This window comes from Methylibium sp. T29-B (assembly GCF_000576225.1).
Lineage (GTDB): Bacteria > Pseudomonadota > Gammaproteobacteria > Burkholderiales > Burkholderiaceae_C > Methylibium > Methylibium petroleiphilum.
The window spans coordinates 1-17,732 of the sequence record NZ_AZSN01000021.1 but is presented as its reverse complement, the minus strand read 5'-3'; the positions used below and the strand labels follow the sequence as shown (position 1 = coordinate 17,732).

Here is a 17,732-nt window from a genome sequence, read left to right as displayed (position 1 = left end):
CAGGATGCAGCGGCCGTCCTGGCCGCGGCGACCCGACGCTGCGGCCAGACCGGCTGTCCCGCAGCCATCCCGCCGGGGGCACGCCCCCAGGGAGTCGCCCTGACTGCGACCGGGCTATTCGGTTCTGCAAAACAGGAACGGGCCGGGCCGATCGCGTAGCCTAATGGGTCGACACGCCGTCCGATGAGCAACCCCCTCCGCAACGCCACCTTCCGCCAGCTCGCCGCCTTCAACGCGGTCGCGCGGCTCGGCAGCGTGTCGCGCGCGGCCGACGAGATGCACCTCACGCAGCCGGCGGTGTCGATCCAGCTCGGCATCCTGGAAGACGCGGCCGGCACGCCGCTGCTGCGGCGCAGCGCGCGGGGGGTGAAGCTCACCGAAGCCGGCGAGCTGCTGGCCGGCTACGCCAGCCGCATACTCGACCTGTGGGGCGAGGCCGGCGACGCGATGGCGGCGCACTGCGGCGACATCGCCGGCCTGCTGCGCATCGGCGCCGTGACCACCGCCGAGTACCTGCTGCCGCCGCTGCTGCTGGAGTTCGTGCGCGAGCACCCGCAGGTGAAGGTGAAGCTGCAGATCGGCAACCGCGCCGACGTGGTGAACCAGCTCGCCGGACAGGACATCGACCTCGCATCATGGGCCGCCCGCCCGCCGAGCTGAAGACCATCTCCGCCGCGTTCGCGAAGCACCCGATGGCCTTCGTCGCCGCGCCGTCGCACCCGCTGATGACCACGCCCAAGCCCGGCCTCGCTGCGCTGAACCAGGCCAACCTGCTGGTGCGCGAGCGCGGCTCCGGCACGCGCACCACGGTCGAGCAGTTGTTCAAGGACGCCGGCGTGTCGCTGACCATCGGCTCCGAGATGTCGAGCAACGAGGCCATCAAGCAGATGTGCGCGGCCGGCTTCGGCGTGGCCTTCCTCTCCTTGCACTCCTGCGTGCTGGAGCTGGAGACCGGCATGCTGGCCATCCTGCCGATGCCGGACTGTCCGATCGAACGCGACTGGCACGTGATGCACCTGGCCGGCCGGCCGGTGCCCGCCGCCCGCCGCCGCCTCGAGCAGTTCCTGCGCGTGCATGGCCAGCCTGGATCCACTGGCGGCTGGAGCACATGCGGCGCAAGAGCGCCGCGGCCGGGGCACCGGCCGTGAGCGCTGCCGCCGCGGAGCCGACCGTCCCGGCGCGCAAGAAGGTGGTGCGCAGCGCGGCGTGACCGAGGCAGCCGGGCGCGCGTCCCCGCGCCGCCTCAGCCCTTGGCCGCCGCGCTGATCGAATCGGCCTTCGCGAGCAGCGCCTCGGCCATGCGGATGCTGGCGATGTCGATCAGGCGGCCGTCGAGCGAGACCGCGCCGCGGCCTTCCTTCGCGGCCTGCGCCATCGCCTCGAGGATGCGGCGCGCCTTGGTCACCTCGGCCTCGGACGGCGTGAACACCCCGTTGGCCAGCTCGATCTGCGACGGGTGGATCGCCCACTTGCCTCGTAGCCCAGCACCGCGGCGCGGTTGGCCGCGGCCCTGTAGCCGTCGGGGTCACCGAAGTCGCCGAACGGGCCGTCGATCGGGCGCAGGCCGTAGGCGCGGCAGGCCACCATCATGCGGGTCTGCGCGGCATGCCAGGGGTCGGTCCAGAACGCCTGGCGGTTGCCCTGCTCGTCCTTGTCGGTCAGCACCACCGAGTCCTTGTTCACGCCACCGATCACCGTGGTGCGGGCGCGCGTCGACGCGGCGTAGTCGGCCACGCCGAAGCTCATCGCCTCCAGCCGCCGGCTCGACTGCGCGATCGCCTCGACGTTGGCCATGCCGAGGGCCGTCTCGATCAGCACCTCGAAGCCGATGCGCTTGCTGCGCCCCTTGGCGTTCTCGATCTGCGTGACCAGCATGTCGATCGCGTACACGTCGGCGGCGACGCCGGCCTTCGGGATCAGGATCATGTCGAGCCGCGGGCAGGCCTCGACGATGTCGACCACGTCGCGGTACATGTAGTGGGTGTCGAGGCCGTTGATGCGGATCATCATCGTCTTCGTGCCCCAGTCCACCTCGTTGAGGCCCTGGATGATGTTCTTGCGCGCCTGCGGCTTGTCGTCGGGCGCCACCGCGTCCTCGAGGTCGAGGAACACGATGTCGGCGGCCGACGCGGCGGCCTTCTCGAACATCGCCGTGTTGGTGCCAGGCACGGCCAGCTCGGAGCGGTGCAGGCGCGGCGTAGCCTGGTCGATGATGGTGAAGCTCATGGCAGCAAGTCCTCGATGATGGAAAAGGGGAAAGCGGAGAAAGGCAGTGGGTCGCCCGACGCGTCAGCCGGTGGCGCCCAGGCCGGCGGCCGCGCAGTTGATCGACAGCAGGAAGGCGGTGCGCACGTCGTCGTCGCCACCGTCGCGCAGCGCGCGCAGCAGTTGCACCTGCTCGCGGCTGACCTGGTTCATGGTCTGCAGCCGGCGCGCCAGACGGCGACGCAGCTGCGGGAAGCGCTCGGCCACCTGCCTGCCGCCCGACACCTTCAGCACCATCTCGCAGGTGAGGCGGTACTCGCGCTCGATGGCCTGGAAGATCGGCTCTCGCACCGCCGGGTCGGCCACCAGGCCGGCGAACTCGCGCGCGATGTCGAGGTCGACCGTCAGCAGCGTCTTCTCCACCTCGTCGATCACGGTGCGGAACAGCCGGCCCTCGTGGAACATGCGCTGCAGCAGGTCGAGCCCACGCGCCTTGCGCACCTCGACGAAGGCCGCCAGCCCGCTGCCCAGGCCGTACCAGCCGGTCAGCATGTGGCGGTTCTGCGTCCACGCGAACACCCAGGGGATCGCGCGCAGGTCGGCCAGCGTGCGCGCCTGCGTGCGCCGCGCCGGCCGCGAGCCGATGTTGAGCAGGGCCAGCTCCTCCAGCGGGCTGGAGCCCTGCAGGTAGGCGAGCAGGTGTTCCGACTCCATCAGCTGGCGGTAAGCCGTCCACGACACGCCGGAGATCGCCTCCATCGCCTCGTCGAACTCGTGCTTGGGCACCAGCGCGGACTCGCGCTCGGACAGCAGCACGTGCTGCAGCACCGACGACGCGAGCAGCTCTACCTGGTAGTGCGCGGTGCCGCGGTTGGCGTACTTGTACGACACCACCTCGCCCTGTTCGGTGCTGCGGAAGCCGCCGCGGATCGAGCCCGCGGGCAGCGCCGCGATCGCGCGGCCGGTGGGCGCGCCGCCGCGGCTCACCGAGCCGCCGCGGCCGTGGAAGAAGGCGATCTTGACGCCGAGATCCTCGCCCAGCCGCGTCATCGTCGCCTGCGCCTTGCTCAGCTCCCAGTTGGCGGTGAAGTAGCCGCCATCCTTGTTGGAGTCCGAGTAGCCGATCATCACCTCCTGCACGTTGCCGTGCAGGCGCAGCGAGCGCTGCACCAGCGGCACCGCGAGCAGCTCCTTCAGGATGGCCGGCGCGCGCCGCAGGTCGGGAATGGTCTCGAGCAGCGGCACCACCGGCAGCGTGCAGCGCTCCACCGCCTGCGCATCGTTGAACAGCCCGGCATGCTTGGCCAGCAGGTAGACGCCCAGCACATCGGTGGCGCTGTGGGTCATGCTGAGGATCAGCGTGCCGAAGGCCTCGCGGTCGACGCGGTCGCGCATCTCGGCGACGGTGCGGAAGGTCGCCAGCGTCTCCTGCGCCTCCGGCGTGAGGCCCGCGGTGGCGAGCGGCGCCTCGCCGGCGCGGCGCGGCGCGGCCAGCTCGGTGAGCAGCCAGTCCTTCCACTCGGCGCTGTCGCTGGCCGGCGGCTCGCTGCCCCGCACGGCACGGTAGAGCTCCCCGAGCGTGGCGTTGATGCGGATCGTGTTCTCTCGGATGTCCAGGCGCACCGTCGCGAAGCGGAAGGTGCGCACCTCGCGCAGCAGCGGTGCGAGGAAGGTCTTCGCGAGCGGCTGGGCGCCGGTCTCGACCAGTGCACGGTGCATCAGCTCGATGTCGCCGATCAGCTGGTCGGCATGCTCGTAGGGCGCGGCATCGCGCGCGGCGTCGGCCGGCTCGGGCTGCTCGCCGTTGCGTGCGATCGTCGCGTCGAGCCTGGCCAGCATGCCGGCGATGAACTGCCGGAACAGCTCGCCGGGGTTGCGCGCGGCCACGCCGGCGCCGTCGGGCAGTGCAGCCAGCGCCGCGGCGACGGCGGCGCGGAAGTCCTCCGGCAACGCGGCGGCCCGCTCGCTGATGCTGAGGTTGCGCGCCAGGTCGGCCAGCCGGCTGCGGTAGCGGCGCAGGCTCGCCAGGCGCATCTGCCACAGCGTGTGGCGCGTGACCGTGCTGGTCACGAAGGGGTTGCCGTCGCGGTCGCCGCCGATCCACGAGCCGAAGCCGAACACCACCGGCAGCTCCAGCGTCTCGCCGGGGAACTGCTTCGCGAACGCGGCCTCGATGCGGCCGTAGAGCTGCGGCACGACGTCGAACAGGTTCTCGTCGAAGAAGTACAGGCCCCAGGCCACCTCCTGGTCCACCGTGGGCTTGTCGAGCTTCAGCTCGCCGGTGAGCCACAGCAGCTCGACCTCGTCGCTGATCGCGCGGGTGAGGTCCTCGCGCTCGCGGTCGGTCCAGCGCGGCGACTCCAGGTCGAACAGGCGCAGGTAGATGCGGCGGTGGCGTTCGAGCACCGTCACGCGCTTGGCCTCGGTCGGGTGCGCGGTGATGACCGGGCGGATGCGCAGGCTGCACAGCGCCTCGCGGATCTGCTTCGCATCGAGACCGGCCTCGACGGCGGTGTGGAACACGTGCGCGAAGGTGCCGCGCACCTGCGCATGGCCACGCTGGCGCTCGACCTCGCGGCGGCGCCGCATGTCGCGGTTCTGCTCGGCGATGGCGAGCAGCTGGAACCAGATCGCCTGCGCCTGGATCGTGCGGGCCAGCAGGCGGGTGGACATGCGCTCCTGCGGCGCCTCGCCGCGCAGCACGCGCGCGACCTCGGGCTCGTAGCGTTCGATGACGCCGATCAGCGCCGCACGCAGCAGCTCCGAGCGGGCCAGCGCGTCGGCGCGTTCGGCGCCGGCGGCCGACTCGTCGGGGTCCGCGAGGTCGGGGCGGGAACGTTCGCCCATCACTGCACGCGCGTCAACGCCTGCGCGACGGTCCTGCCCAGCTCGGCCGCGCTCGGCGACACCAGCAGGCCGTAGGAGCGCATGATCTCGGCCTTCTCGGCCGCCGTGTCGCCCACCGCGGAGATGATGGCGCCGGCATGGCCCATGCGGCGGCCCTTCGGCGCGGTGAGGCCGGCCACGTAGCCGACCACCGGCTTGCTCATGTGGGCCTGGACCCAGGCCGAGGCCTCGGCCTCCTGCGGGCCGCCGATCTCGCCAATCATGATCACGGCCTTGGTCTCCGGGTCCTGCTCGAAGCGCTCGAGGTGGTCGAGGAAGGAGCTGCCGTTGATCGGGTCGCCGCCGATGCCCACGCTGGTGGTCACGCCGATGCCCAGCGCCTTCATCTGCGCGGCGGCCTCGTAGCCCAGCGTGCCCGAGCGCGACACGATGCCGACGTTGCCACGCTGGTAGATGTTGCCCGGCATGATGCCCAGCATGGCCTTGCCGGCGCTGATGATGCCGGCGCAGTTGGGGCCGACGATGGTGGTGCGCTGCTCCTTCGCGTAGCGGCGGAGGTAGCGCTTCACGCGCATCATGTCCTGCGCCGGGATGCCGTCGGTGATGATGCACACCAGCTTCAGGCCGGCGTCGGCCGCTTCCATCAGGGCGTCGGCGGCAAACGGCGGCGGCACGAACAGCAGGCTGGCCTCGGCGCCGGTGTCTCGGACCGCTTCCTTGACGGTGTTGAACACCGGGCGTTCCAGGTGGCGCTGGCCGCCCTTGCCGGGCGTCACGCCGCCGACCACGTTGGTGCCGTAGGCGATCATCTCCTTCGCGTGGAAGGTCGCCTTGTCGCCGGTGAAGCCCTGCACGATGACGGGGGTCTTCTCGTCGATCAGGATGCTCATGGGTGTCTCGCTTTCTCGTCGGTGAGGGTCGTCGTCGTCAGGCTCAGGCGGGCACGTGCTCGCGCGCGGCCTGCACGGCCTTCTGCGCGGCCTCGGCCAGCGAGTCGGCGGTGATGATGGGCAAGCCGCACTCGCGCACGATCTTCTGGCCCTCCTCCACGTTGGTGCCGGCCAGCCGCACGATCAGCGGCACGCGCAGGCCCTTGGCGGCCTGCACCACGCCCTGCGCCACCCAGTCGCAGCGGTTGATGCCGGCGAAGATGTTGACCAGGATCGCCTTGACGTTGCGGTCCGACAGCACGAGGTTGAAGGCCTGACCGACGCGCTCGGGCGAGGCGCCGCCACCGACGTCGAGGAAGTTCGCGGGCTCGCCGCCGGCGTACTTGATCATGTCCATCGTCGCCATGGCGAGGCCGGCGCCGTTGATGATGCAGCCGATGTCGCCTTCGAGGCCCACGTAGTTCAGGCCATGCTGGTTGGCGGTGGCCTCGCGCGGGTCCTCCTCGGCCACGTCGCGCATCTCGGCGATCTGGCGGCGGCGGAACAGCGCGTTGTCGTCGAAGCTCATCTTGGCGTCGAGCGCCAGCACGCGCTGGTCCTTGGTGACCACCAGCGGGTTGATCTCGACCATCGTCGCGTCGAGGTCGCGGAAGGCGCGGTAGCAGCCCATGATGGCCGTGACCGCCTGGCTCACCTGCTTGATGTTGAGGCCCAGGCCGAAGGCGATCTCGCGCGCCTGGAAGGGCTGCAGGCCCACCGCCGGCTCGACCTCGATCTGCAGGATCGACTCGGGCTTGTCGTGCGCGATCTCCTCGATCTCCATGCCGCCGTTGGCCGAGGCGATGACGCGGATGCGCTCGATCTTGCGGTCCAGCACGAAGCCCAGGTAGAGCTCGCGCTCGAAGGGTTCGGCCTGCTCGACGTAGAGGCGGTTGACCACCTTGCCGGCCGGGCCGGTCTGGTTGGTCACCAGCGTGGCGCCGAGCATCGCCTTCGCGGCGGCGGCCACTTCCTGGTAGGTGCGGCACAGCTTCACGCCGCCGGCCTTGCCGCGGCCGCCGGAGTGGATCTGCGCCTTCACGGCCCAGTGCCAGCCGCCGAGTTCGGTGGCGGCGTAGACGGCCTGGTCGGCGCTGTAGGCCACGCTGCCGCGCGGCACCGGCACGCCGAAGCCGGCGAGCAGTTCCTTGGCCTGGTACTCATGAATGTCCATCGTGGTCTCCTGTGGGTTCTGTGGAATTCGGCGGGCGGCGAGCAGCCCGGCTCAGCCGAGCTTGGCCTTGACCGTGTCGTGCACGCGCTCGGAGAGCGGCCCGCATTCGGCGAGCAGGCCCTGCAGCTCGGTCAGCGCGCGGTCGGCCCAGGCGCGGTCCTTGATCTGCGGCGCGTTGATGTGCACGTTGAGCGCGGCGCTGCGCAGCGCGGCCCAGGCCGCGACCACGCCGACACCGACGTCGCTGATGACATTGAGGTTGCCGTGCGCGACAGCGCGTTCGGTCAGGCGCACTGCCTCGGCGCAGGCGCGGGCACAGGCCAACGGTGCCTCGGTGGCCAGCTTCAGGCCGGCCTGGATGGCCGCGCTGCGCGCGGCCTTCTCGTCGTCGCTCGTCTTCGGCAGCTTGTAGGCGGCCATCAGCGTGTCGAAGGCCGCCACGTCCTCGGCCACCATGTCGGCCAAGCGCACGCGCAGTGCCTCCGACTCGGCCAGCAGCTGGCGCATCTCGGTCTCGACGGCCTCGTAGCCCTTCTTGCCGATGGTGAGGTTGGCCACCATCGACACCAGCGCGGCGCCCATCGCGCCCATGATCGCGGCGGCGCTGCCGCCGCCCGGCGTGGCGTTGCCGCTGGCCAGTGCGTCGAGAAACTTGCTTGTCGTCAGATCGTCAATCACGTTCATGTCTCCTTCACACACCCCGTCCGCATCTCACGACCCCCCGAGTGGCCGCCGCGGGTCCGGCTTGGCCGGCCCGCCAGCGGCGCCCCCTCGGGGGGAGCGGCGCAGCCGCAACGGGGGGGTCGTCATCTACCCCACCATGGTTTTCGCGATGGCGTAGATCTCTTCGCCGTCGAGCACGAGATCCTGCTGTTCGAACATGCGGGCGATGCAGGCGCGGTGCAGCGCGATCTTCAGCGCGCCGAAACCGATGGCGCCGAACACCGTCTTGCCGTGACGCTGCGCACCCTTGTCCATCATGTCGATGCCCTCGATGCCCAGCGTGGGCGTGGCGTTGGCGTCCGACAGCAGCTCGAGCTGCGGGTGGTCCTTCCAGGCCGCCTCGTCGAGCAGCGCGACACCGGCCGCGCCGGTGGCGAACACCAGGTTCGCGCCTTCGATGGCGCGGGCGCGGGCCGCGTTGTCGTCCGCCTCGATCGCGTCGACCTCGATCTTGAAGCGCTCGGCGATGGCCCGTGCGGCCGCCTGCGCGCGCTCCAGCGTGCGGCTGGTGATCGCCACGCGCGCGCCCTCCTTCGCCAGCATCACCGCGGCGCGCTGGCCCACCGGGCCGGTGCCGGCCAGCACCACGGCGCGCTTGCCGGCCAGCGAGCGGCCGTGCGCCAGCCACGCCACACCGGCCGCGGCGGTGGTGTTCGAGCCGTTGCTGTCGAGCATCACCGACACGCGGAAGTTGGCGAAGAACTTCTTGCGCACCGCCTTGAACAGCGCCTCGCCGTCGGCCATGTTGGACCCGCCGACGAAGATCGCGGTGTTCTTCTTGTCCTTCGGCGCGCGCGTGAAGATCGCGCCGTCGACGAGCCCGCCCACGTTGGCCGGCGTGATGCCGCCATAGGCCGTCACGTGATCGGCGCCGCCGTCGTAGGCGACGACGTTGTCGAACACTGCCGGATGCGGGTCGGTGTCGAATTGGTACAGCAGTTTCTTCATCGCCGGCTCCTCAGGTCACCAGATGCTGCGGTCGGCCTTCGGCCCACCGATCGATGTTGTCGATGAGCTGGTCGGCCAGGAACTGCATCGCGCCGTCCGAGGCCCAGGCCACGTGCGGTGTGAGGATGAAGTTCGGGCGCCGCACGTCCAGCAGCGGGTGGCCGTTCTTCGGCGGCTCGGTGGTGAGCACGTCGAAGCCGGCGCCGGCGATCAGGCCTTCGTCGAGCGCCTGGATCAGCGCCGCCTCGTCGACCAGGCCGCCGCGCGAGGTGTTGATCAGCAGCGCATTGCGCTTCATGCGGCGCATCTGCTCCAGCCCGATCAGGTTGCGCGTCGACGGCGTCAGCGGGCAGTGCATCGAGATCACGTCGCTCTCGGCAAGCACCTGCTCGAAGGGCGTGAACTCAACGCCCGGCATCTTCGGCGGCTCGTGGTCGGCGAAGAGCACCTTCATGCCGAAGCCACGCGCGATCGCCGCGGTGCCCTGGCCGATCGCGCCCTCGCCGATGATGCCCAGCGTGGCGCCGTGCAGGTCGCCGATGTCGTGCGTGAAGAAGCAGAACTGGTCCGACTTCTGCCACACGCCCGCCTCCACGTCCTGCCGGTAGGCCAGGATGTTGCGACGCAACGCCAGGATCAGCGCGAAGGCATGCTCCGGCACCGTGTGCACCGCGTAGTTGCGGATGTTGGCGACCGCGATGCCGTGCTCCTTGCAGTAGGGCACGTCGATCACGTCGTAGCCGGTGGCGGCCACCGCGATCATCTTCAACTGCGGCAGCTGCTTCAGCGTCTCGGCCCGCAGCGGCACCTTGTTGGTGATCGCCACGGTCGCGCCCTGCAGCTTCGCGACCACCTCGTCGACCGAGGTCTTGGCGTGCTCCACATAGCTCTCGGCCTGCGCCGGCTTGCGGACCTTCGCCTTCAGCGATTCACGGTCCAGGAACACCACGGAATGGCTCATGTCAGTCTCCATCGTTCTTCATCACCACCCACTCACCCAACCACTGCCCAGCCGCGCGGCCGCCGCGGATCCGGCTCCGCCGGTCCGCCTGCGGCGCCCCCTCGGGGGGGCGCCGCAGGCGCAACGGGGGGGGTCAATCAATGCGCGCCCTCGGTCGACCCCATCGACTGCGACGCATACACCACCTCGCTGCGGGCGACCTTCTTCTTGGGCACGTTGTCGTGGGTGCGGAAGTACTTCTGCGCCGCGGCCACGCCCGAGCCCGGCTCGATCTTGATGCCCACGTCGAGCATGGACATCTCGGCGCCGGCCAGCGCGCCCAGCACCATCAGCTCGTTCAGGTCGCCCAGGTGGCCGATGCGGAACACCTTGCCGGCCACCTTGCTCAGGCCGGCGCCCAGCGACAGGTTGTAGCGGCGGAAGGCCACGTCGATCACGTGCGCGCCGTTGATGCCCTCGGGCACGACGATCGCCGACACGGTGTCGGAGTACCACTTCGGATCCTTCGCGCACAGGCCGAGCTTCCAGCCGTCCAGCACGGCTGCGCGCACGCCCGAGGCCAGGTAGGTGTGGCGCCAGAAGATGTTCTCCAGGCCCTCTTCCTTGATCATCGTCAGCGACTCGCGCAGGCCGTAGAGCATCGGCAGCGCCGGCGTGTACGGGAAGTAGCCGGTGGCGTTGGCCTTGATCATGTCGCCGAAGTCGAAGAAGCAGCGCGGCGCCGTCGAGGACTCGCGCGCCTTCAGCGCCTTCTCGCTGGCACACACGATGCCCAGGCCGGCCGGCAGCATCAGGCCCTTCTGCGAGCCGCTGACGCAGATGTCCACGCCCCACTCGTCCATGCGGAAGTCGATGCTGCCCAGCGAGCTGACCGCGTCGACCAGCAGCAGCGCCGGATGCCTGGCGTCGTCGAGGGCCTTGCGCACGCCGGCGATGTCGCTGGTCACGCCGGTGGCGGTCTCGTTGTGGGTGGCGATCACCGCCTTGATCCTGTGGCCCTTGTCTTTCGAGAGGATCTCGGCGTACTTCTCGACCGGCACGCCCTCGCCCCACTCGCACTCGACCGTCTCCACCTGGAAGCCCAGGCGCGTGATCATGTCGATCCAGAGGTGGCTGAACTGGCCGAAGCGCGAGGCCAGCACCAGGTCGCCGGGCGACAGCGTGTTGGTGAGCGCCGCTTCCCAGCCGCCGGTGCCGGTGGCGGGGAAGATGATCGGCGTGCCGTTGGTGGTCTTGAAGACCGCCTTCAGGTCCTCGAGCACGCTCTTGGTCAGGTCGGGGAACTTGGACGAGCGATGGTCTTCCATCGACACGACCATCGCGCGTTGCACGCGCTCGGGCACGTTGGTGGGTCCGGGAACGAACAGGAAATTGCGGCCAGCCATGTGAGTCTCCTTGGTTGCTGGGATTCGGAATCGGTGGGTCGTCGAAGTGCAGGGAAAGTGCGCGCGATCAGAGTCCGTGGACGTCGGCGCCGTAGACCGGGAATCGCCGGCACAGCGCCGTGACCTCGGTGGCGACGCGCGCGATCACGGCATCGTTTTCGGGTGCCTCCAGCACGTCGGCCATCAGGTTCGCGATCGCGGTAGCTTCGGTCGTGCCGAAGCCGCGCGTCGTCATCGCCGGGGCGCCGATGCGGATGCCGCTGGTGACGAAGGGCTTCTCGGGGTCGTTGGGGATGGCGTTCTTGTTCACGGTCATGTGCGCACGGCCGAGCACGGCCTCGGCGGCCTTGCCGGTGATCTTCTTGGCGCGCAGGTCGAGCAGGAACACGTGGCTCTCGGTGCCGCCCGAGACGATGCGCAGGCCGCGCTCGGTGAGCGTCCTCGCCATCGCCTTGGCGTTGGACTTGACCTGCTGCTGGTAGGTCTTGAACGCCGGCGAGGCGGCCTCCTTGAAGGCCAGCGCCTTGGCGGCGATCACGTGCATCAGCGGGCCGCCCTGGATGCCGGGGAAGATCATCGAGTTGAGCGGCTTCTCGAACTCGGCGTTCGACAGGATCAGGCCGCCGCGCGGACCGCGCAGCGTCTTGTGGGTGGTCGAGGTCACGAAGTGCGCGATGCCGACCGGGTTGGGGTATTCACCCGCGGCGATCAGACCGGCGTAGTGCGCCATGTCGACCAGCAGGTAGGCACCGTTCCGGTCGGCGATGTCGCGCAGGCGCTGCCAGTCGATCACCATCGAGTAGGCCGACGCGCCGGCGACGATCATCTTCGGCTTGTGCGTCGCGGCCAGTTCGGCCACCTGCGCGTAGTCGATCGTCTCGGTCTCGGGCTCCAGGCCGTAGGACACCGCCTTGTAGAGCTTGCCGCTGAAGCTCACGCTCGCGCCGTGCGTCAGGTGGCCGCCGTGGGCCAGCGACATGCCCAGGATGGTGTCGCCGGGCTGCAGCATCGCCATGTAGACGGCGGCATTGGCCTGCGAGCCCGAATGTGGCTGTACGTTTGCATATTCGGCGCCGAACAAGGCCTTCGCGCGATCGATCGCCAGCTGCTCGGCGACGTCGACATGCTCGCAACCGCCGTAGTAGCGCTTGCCGGGATAACCCTCGGCGTACTTGTTGGTCAGCACCGACCCCTGCACCCGCATCACGCCGGGGCTGACGTAGTTCTCGGAGGCGATCAGCTCGACGTGGTCTTCCTGGCGTTGCAGCTCGTGCTGCATCGCAGTCCACAGCTCGGGATCGGTATCGGCAATGCGCAGGGAGGGATCGAACACGGCGGGCTCCAGTCGGTTGATTCGGAGGTCCGTTGCGACTTTGGAAGCCGCTGCAGACCGTGAGGAAAGTCTAGGAGCGGGTCGTCGAAATGACTCATTAGTCTTTTTGGCCGACCGGCTCAGAAAGACCAATGACCGGGGGCGCGCACCGCGCCTAACATCGTTCGCAAGCCGTCCGGCGACGAGCCGGTCTGTTGAAATCGATCCACCGCAACCCCCGACCACCGGTCGCACAACGACATGCCTTCCCAGGGTCCCGACCTGCTACGCCGGATGTTCGATGCCGCAGTCGCGGCGGCCGCGCCCTCGCGCTGCCTGGGCGCGCATCTGCCCCCACTTCCGCGCGGGCGCACGCTGGTGATCGGCGCCGGCAAGGCTGCCGCATCGATGGCCCGGGCGCTGGAGTCGCAATGGCCCGGCGAGCTGTCGGGCATGGTGGTCACGCGCTACGGCCACCGAGTTCCGACCGAGCGCATCGAGGTCGTCGAGGCGGCCCATCCGGTCCCGGACGCCGCGGGCCGCGCGGCCGCCGGCCGCATGCTGGCGATGGTGCAGGGTCTGCGCGAGGACGACCTGGTGATCTGCCTGATCTCCGGCGGCGGCTCGTCGCTGCTGGCGCTGCCGGCCGAGGGCCTGACGCTGGAGGACAAGCAGGCGGTGAACCGCGCGTTGCTGAAGTCGGGCGCCAACATCACCGAGATGAACTGCGTGCGCAAGCACCTGTCGGCCATCAAGGGCGGCCGCCTGGCCGCCGCCTGTGCGCCGGCCCAGGTGCTGACGCTGACGATCTCGGACGTGCCGGGCGACGACCCGTCGGTGATCGCCTCGGGCCCGACCGTGGCCGATGCGACGACCTGCGCCGACGCGCTGGCGATCCTGACCAAATATGCGATCACCGAACCGAAAGCGGCGATCGACCACATCCGCCGCGGCCACGACGAGACGCCCAAGCCCGGCGATCCGCGCCTGGCGCGGGCCCGCCAGGTGATGGTGGCGACGCCGCAGATGTCGCTCGAGGCCGCGGCCGGCGTGGCGCGCGCAGCCGGCATCCAACCGGTGATCCTGGGCAATGCCCTCGAGGGCGAGGCCCGCGAGATGGCGCTGGTGCATGCCGGCATCGCCCGACAGGTGGCCGAGCACGGCCAGCCGGGCAGGACACCCTGCGTGCTGCTGTCCGGCGGCGAGGGCACGGTGACCGTGCGCGGTCAGGGCCGTGGCGGGCGCAACGCCGAGTTCCTGCTGGCGCTGGCGGTCGCGCTCGACGGCCACCCGCGCATGCACGCGATCGCATGCGACACCGACGGCATCGACGGCACCGAGGACAACGCCGGGGCACTGCTCGGCCCCGACACGCTCGCGCGCGCCCGCGCGCTGGGCCTGCATGCGCCGGCCTTCCTGGCCAACAACGACGGCTACAGCTACTTCTCGGCGCTCGGCGACCTGGTGGTCACGGGCCCGACGATGACCAACGTGAACGACTTCCGCGCGATCCTGATCGAGTGACGCGACGACAGGCGCGCCTCCGCTTTCCTTCCATCCCACCCGCACAAGACGAGAGAGAGACAAGATGGCCTCCGACATCGAAATCGCCCAGAAAGCCACCCTCCGGCGCATCACCCAGGTGGCGAGCGACAAGCTCGGCATCGCCGACGAGCACCTGGAGCCCTACGGCCACTACAAGGCCAAGCTCTCGCTCGACTACGTGGATTCGCTGAAGGACCGCCCGAACGGCAAGCTGATCCTCGTCACCGCGATCAGCCCCACGCCGGCCGGCGAAGGCAAGACCACGACCACCGTGGGCCTGGGCGACGCGCTCAACCGCATCGGGAAGAAGACCCTGGTGTGCCTGCGCGAACCCTCGCTGGGCCCGGTGTTCGGCATGAAGGGCGGCGCGGCCGGCGGCGGCCATGCACAGGTGGTGCCGATGGAGGACATCAACCTGCACTTCACCGGCGACTTCAACGCGATCCAGCTGGCCAACAACCTGCTGGCCGCGATGATCGACAACCACATCCACCACGGCAACGAGCTCGACATCGACGTGCGGCGCATCACCTGGAAGCGCGTGCTCGACATGAACGACCGCGCGCTGCGCGACATCACCTGCTCGCTCGGCGGCCCCGGCAACGGCTACCCGCGCGAGGACGGCTTCGACATCGTGGTGGCCTCGGAGGTGATGGCGATCTTCTGCCTCGCCACGTCGATCCAGGACCTGAAGGAGCGCCTGGGCAACATCGTGGTCGGCTACACCCGCCAGCAGAAGCCGGTGACCGCGCGCGACCTCAAGGCCCATGGCGCGATGACCGTGCTGCTGAAGGACGCGCTCAAGCCCAACCTGGTGCAGACGCTGGAGAACAACCCGGCCATCCTGCACGGCGGGCCGTTCGCCAACATCGCGCACGGCTGCAACTCCGTGATCGCCACCCAGACCAGCCTGAAGCTGGCCGACTACGTGGTCACCGAGGCCGGCTTCGGCGCCGACCTGGGGGCCGAGAAGTTCATCGACATCAAGTGCCGCAAGTCCGGCCTGCGCCCCGACGCGGTGGTGCTGGTGGCCACCATCCGCGCGCTCAAGTTCCATGGCGGCGTCGACGTGAAGGAGCTCAACACCGAGAACCTCGACGCGCTGGAGAAGGGCATCGCCAACATCGAGCGCCACGTCGCCAACATCCGCGAGCACTACGGCCTGCCCTGCGTGGTGTCGATCAACAACTTCACCTTCGACACGCCGGCCGAGCTGAAGCTGCTGCAGGACCGCATGGCGAAGCACGAGGTGCCGGTGATCGTGGCGCGCCACTGGGCCGAGGGCGGCAAGGGCGCCGAGGACGTGGCGCGCGCGGTGGTCGAGATCGTCGAGAAGGGCCAGAGCGGCGCCGCGGGCTTCAAGTTCGTCTACGACGAGTCCCTGCCGCTGATGGACAAGATCACCGCGATCGCCACCAAGATCTACGGCGCGGCCAAGGTCAACGCCAGCGCCAAGGTGTCCGGCGAGATCAAGAAGCTGCAGGACGCCGGCTACGGCCACTACCCGGTGTGCGTGGCCAAGACCCAGTACTCGTTCTCGACCAACCCCAGTGCGCGCGGCGCACCGTCGGGCCACACGATCGACATCCGCGAGGTGCGCCTCGCCGCCGGCGCGGAGTTCATCGTGATGATCTGCGGCGACGTGATGACGATGCCCGGCCTGCCCAAGGTGCCGTCGGCCGAGAAGATCGACCTCGGCGACGACGGCAAGGTCGTCGGCCTGTTCTGAGCGGCCCCTCACCGTCCGGAGCCCTTGCCATGCTGGCCCCCCTGCGCGCCGACGCCGCGCCCGCACTGCGTGTGCGCCGCCCGCGCCAGGGCGCCGACCTCGCCGCCTGGCTGGCCCACGCCGATGCGCTGCACGCGCAGACCATCGACATGGGGCTGGAGCGCGTCGTCAAGGTGCGCGACGCGCTGGGCCTGAAGCCCGGCTTCCCGCTGATCACCGTGGCCGGTACCAACGGCAAGGGCTCGACCTGCGCGCTGCTCGCGTCGGTGCTGGGCGCCGCGGGCTACCGCGTCGGCGTCTACAGCTCGCCGCACCTGCTGCGCTACAACGAGCGCGTGCGCATCGATGGCGCACCGGTCGGCGACGCGGCGCTGTGCGCGGCCTATGCGCGGGTCGAGGGCGCGCGCGGCCACACGCCGCTCACGCCCTTCGAGTTCGGCACGCTGGCGGCGATGTGCGTGTTCGCCGAGGCCGACCTCGACGCCGCGGTGCTGGAGGTGGGGCTGGGCGGCCGGCTCGACGCGGTGAACGCCTTCGACGCCGACTGCGCCATTGTCACCAGCATCGGCATCGACCACGTCGAATACCTCGGCCCGACGCGCGAGAGCATCGCGGTCGAGAAGTCCGGCGTGTTCCGCGCCGGCCGGCCGGCGATCTGCGCCGACCCCGAGCCGCCGGCCACGATCGCGCAGGAGGCCCGGCGCCTCGGCGCGCGCCTGCTGCAGAGCGGGCGCGACTATCGGGTGCGCCGCGACCCCGGCGACACCTGGACCCTGAGCCGCCGCAGCGGCGAACTCGGCGGCCTGCCGCTGCCGGCGCTGGCCGGCGACGTGCAACTGCACAACGCCGGCGCCTGCCTGATGGCACTGGAGACACTGGCCCGCACCCTGCCGGTGGACGCCGCGCAGATCCACCGCGGCCTGCGGCAGGTGCAGCTGATCGGTCGCTTCCAGCGCTGGCGGCGCCACCCCGGTGCCCCCGAGGTGCTGCTCGACGTGGCGCACAACCCGCATGCCGCGCAGCGGCTGGCGCTGACGCTGACCCAGCACCCGGTGCCGGGCCGCACGCTCGCGGTGTTCGCGATGCTGCGCGACAAGGACATCGCCGGCACCGCGCAGGCGCTGCGCGACGGCGTCGACGCCTGGTTCGTCGCCGGCATCGCCGAGCGGCGCGGCGCCTCAGCCGCCGACATGGCTGCGGCACTGGACGCCGCGCGGGTGCAGCGCACGGTGCACCTATGCGCGTCGCCGCTCGACGCCTACCGGGACGCGCTGGCCTCGGCCAGCCCGGACGACCGCGTGCTGGTGTGCGGCTCGTTCTCGACCGTGGCCGCGGTGCTGCGCGAGCTCGAGGCGGAGGCGACGGCGGGCAGTTGATGCGGCGTGGCGCGGCAGGCGTGCCCGCCGCGCAGCATCGAGGACAGGACCCTCGCCGATCGACCTACAAGCCGTAGCGCTTTCGCCAGCCCGCGGGCACGAGGGCATCGACGACCAGCGCGACGAGCATCGACGCCCCGAGCAGCGGATAGATCAGCCCGAGCAGCAGCGCGATCGCGATCGCGCCAGCGGCCGCCCGGTCGCCCGCCTTGCGCGGCGGCGCTGCCAGCCGGCCGTGGGGGCGGCGCTTCCACCACATCACCACGGCCGAGACCGCCAGCACCACGATGGCCAGGCAGGCGGCCAGCATCACGAGCTGGTTGATCCAGCCGAACTGGCGCCCGGTGTGGAGGCTGATGCCCCACTCGGTCGCGCGGCCGACGATGCCGTAGTCGGCGTAGCGGATGTCGGCGAGCACGGCCCCCGAGTAGCGGTCGAGATGGACCACGCGCACCTCCCGGATGTCGCCCGGGAAGCGCATCGCGGTGTAGGCACCGCGCGGACCGTCGGGCAGGCGCACCGGCGTGCCGGCCGGCACGCCCATCCGCGCAAGGATCTGCAGCGCGCGGTCCAGCCCCAGGCCGTCGGCCTGCGGGGC

The 17,732-nt window shown here is 70.4% G+C and carries 14 protein-coding genes and 1 pseudogene; 4 read left to right on the top strand and 11 right to left on the bottom strand.

Features of this window, described 5'->3' with window-relative positions; genetic code table 11:
- The first annotated feature begins 183 nt into the window (after positions 1–183).
- A pseudogene (locus Y694_RS27035) lies at positions 184–1,148 on the top strand (LysR family transcriptional regulator).
- 95 nt (positions 1,149–1,243) lie between these two features.
- Here the strand turns inward: Y694_RS27035 and Y694_RS26650 are convergent.
- The 10 genes from Y694_RS26650 to glyA all read right to left on the bottom strand — a co-directional run bounded on the left by Y694_RS26650 (position 1,244) and on the right by glyA (position 12,505).
- Positions 1,244–1,405, bottom strand: coding sequence for a hypothetical protein (locus Y694_RS26650; RefSeq protein ID WP_310732202.1), 162 nt, complete (start codon positions 1,403–1,405; stop codon positions 1,244–1,246).
- Entirely contained in the window at positions 1,402–2,226 is an 825-nt protein-coding gene (locus tag Y694_RS05580; protein ID WP_310732201.1) for a CoA ester lyase, read from the bottom strand. The genes Y694_RS26650 and Y694_RS05580 overlap by 4 nt, the downstream gene beginning before the upstream one ends.
- A 63-nt stretch (positions 2,227–2,289) precedes the next feature.
- Complete coding sequence (locus tag Y694_RS05575) at positions 2,290–5,052, bottom strand: phosphoenolpyruvate carboxylase (protein WP_036230605.1); 2,763 nt, start codon at positions 5,050–5,052, stop codon at positions 2,290–2,292.
- Positions 5,052–5,942: a succinate--CoA ligase subunit alpha gene (gene sucD, locus Y694_RS05570; protein ID WP_036230602.1), complete on the bottom strand. Its 891-nt coding sequence runs from the start codon at positions 5,940–5,942 to the stop codon at positions 5,052–5,054. Before sucD ends, Y694_RS05575 begins: the two co-directional genes overlap by 1 nt.
- Before the next feature lie 43 nt (positions 5,943–5,985).
- On the bottom strand, positions 5,986–7,155 hold the full coding sequence (locus Y694_RS05565) for a malate--CoA ligase subunit beta (RefSeq protein ID WP_036230600.1): 1,170 nt from the start codon (positions 7,153–7,155) through the stop codon (positions 5,986–5,988).
- A gap of 51 nt (positions 7,156–7,206) precedes the next feature.
- Positions 7,207–7,839 carry a methenyltetrahydrofolate cyclohydrolase gene (gene fchA / locus Y694_RS05560; RefSeq protein ID WP_036230598.1) on the bottom strand — a complete coding sequence of 211 codons (633 nt, stop codon included), beginning with the start codon at positions 7,837–7,839 and terminating at the stop codon, positions 7,207–7,209.
- A 126-nt stretch (positions 7,840–7,965) separates the two neighbouring features.
- On the bottom strand, positions 7,966–8,826 hold the full coding sequence (locus Y694_RS05555; RefSeq protein WP_011830835.1) for an NADP-dependent methylenetetrahydromethanopterin/methylenetetrahydrofolate dehydrogenase: 861 nt from the start codon (positions 8,824–8,826) through the stop codon (positions 7,966–7,968).
- A gap of 10 nt (positions 8,827–8,836) precedes the next feature.
- A complete protein-coding gene (locus tag Y694_RS05550) occupies positions 8,837–9,787 on the bottom strand; it encodes a D-2-hydroxyacid dehydrogenase (RefSeq protein WP_036230595.1) in 951 nt (316 codons plus the stop codon).
- A 137-nt stretch (positions 9,788–9,924) separates the two neighbouring features.
- Complete coding sequence (locus Y694_RS05545) at positions 9,925–11,172, bottom strand: aminotransferase class V-fold PLP-dependent enzyme (protein ID WP_036230592.1); 1,248 nt, start codon at positions 11,170–11,172, stop codon at positions 9,925–9,927.
- 67 nt (positions 11,173–11,239) lie between these two features.
- Positions 11,240–12,505 carry a serine hydroxymethyltransferase gene (gene glyA / locus Y694_RS05540; RefSeq protein WP_036230590.1) on the bottom strand — a complete coding sequence of 422 codons (1,266 nt, stop codon included), beginning with the start codon at positions 12,503–12,505 and terminating at the stop codon, positions 11,240–11,242.
- A gap of 240 nt (positions 12,506–12,745) precedes the next feature.
- On the opposite strand from glyA, the gene Y694_RS05535 reads away from it, so the two are divergent.
- The 3 genes from Y694_RS05535 to folC all read left to right on the top strand — a co-directional run bounded on the left by Y694_RS05535 (position 12,746) and on the right by folC (position 17,134).
- Positions 12,746–14,008: a glycerate kinase gene (locus Y694_RS05535; protein ID WP_011830839.1), complete on the top strand. Its 1,263-nt coding sequence runs from the start codon at positions 12,746–12,748 to the stop codon at positions 14,006–14,008.
- A gap of 64 nt (positions 14,009–14,072) precedes the next feature.
- Positions 14,073–15,758 (top strand): formate--tetrahydrofolate ligase, encoded by a 1,686-nt coding sequence (locus Y694_RS05530; RefSeq protein ID WP_036230586.1) that lies wholly within the window; start codon positions 14,073–14,075, stop codon positions 15,756–15,758.
- Positions 15,759–15,787: 29 nt separating this feature from the next.
- The gene (gene folC / locus Y694_RS05525) at positions 15,788–17,134 is read left to right on the top strand and encodes a bifunctional tetrahydrofolate synthase/dihydrofolate synthase (RefSeq protein WP_081771346.1); all 1,347 of its coding nucleotides are present in this window, start codon (positions 15,788–15,790) and stop codon (positions 17,132–17,134) included.
- A gap of 64 nt (positions 17,135–17,198) precedes the next feature.
- On the opposite strand, the gene Y694_RS05520 is transcribed toward folC, so the two are convergent.
- The coding region (locus Y694_RS05520; protein WP_036230584.1) for a PepSY domain-containing protein at positions 17,199–17,732 on the bottom strand (534 nt) is incomplete at its 5' end.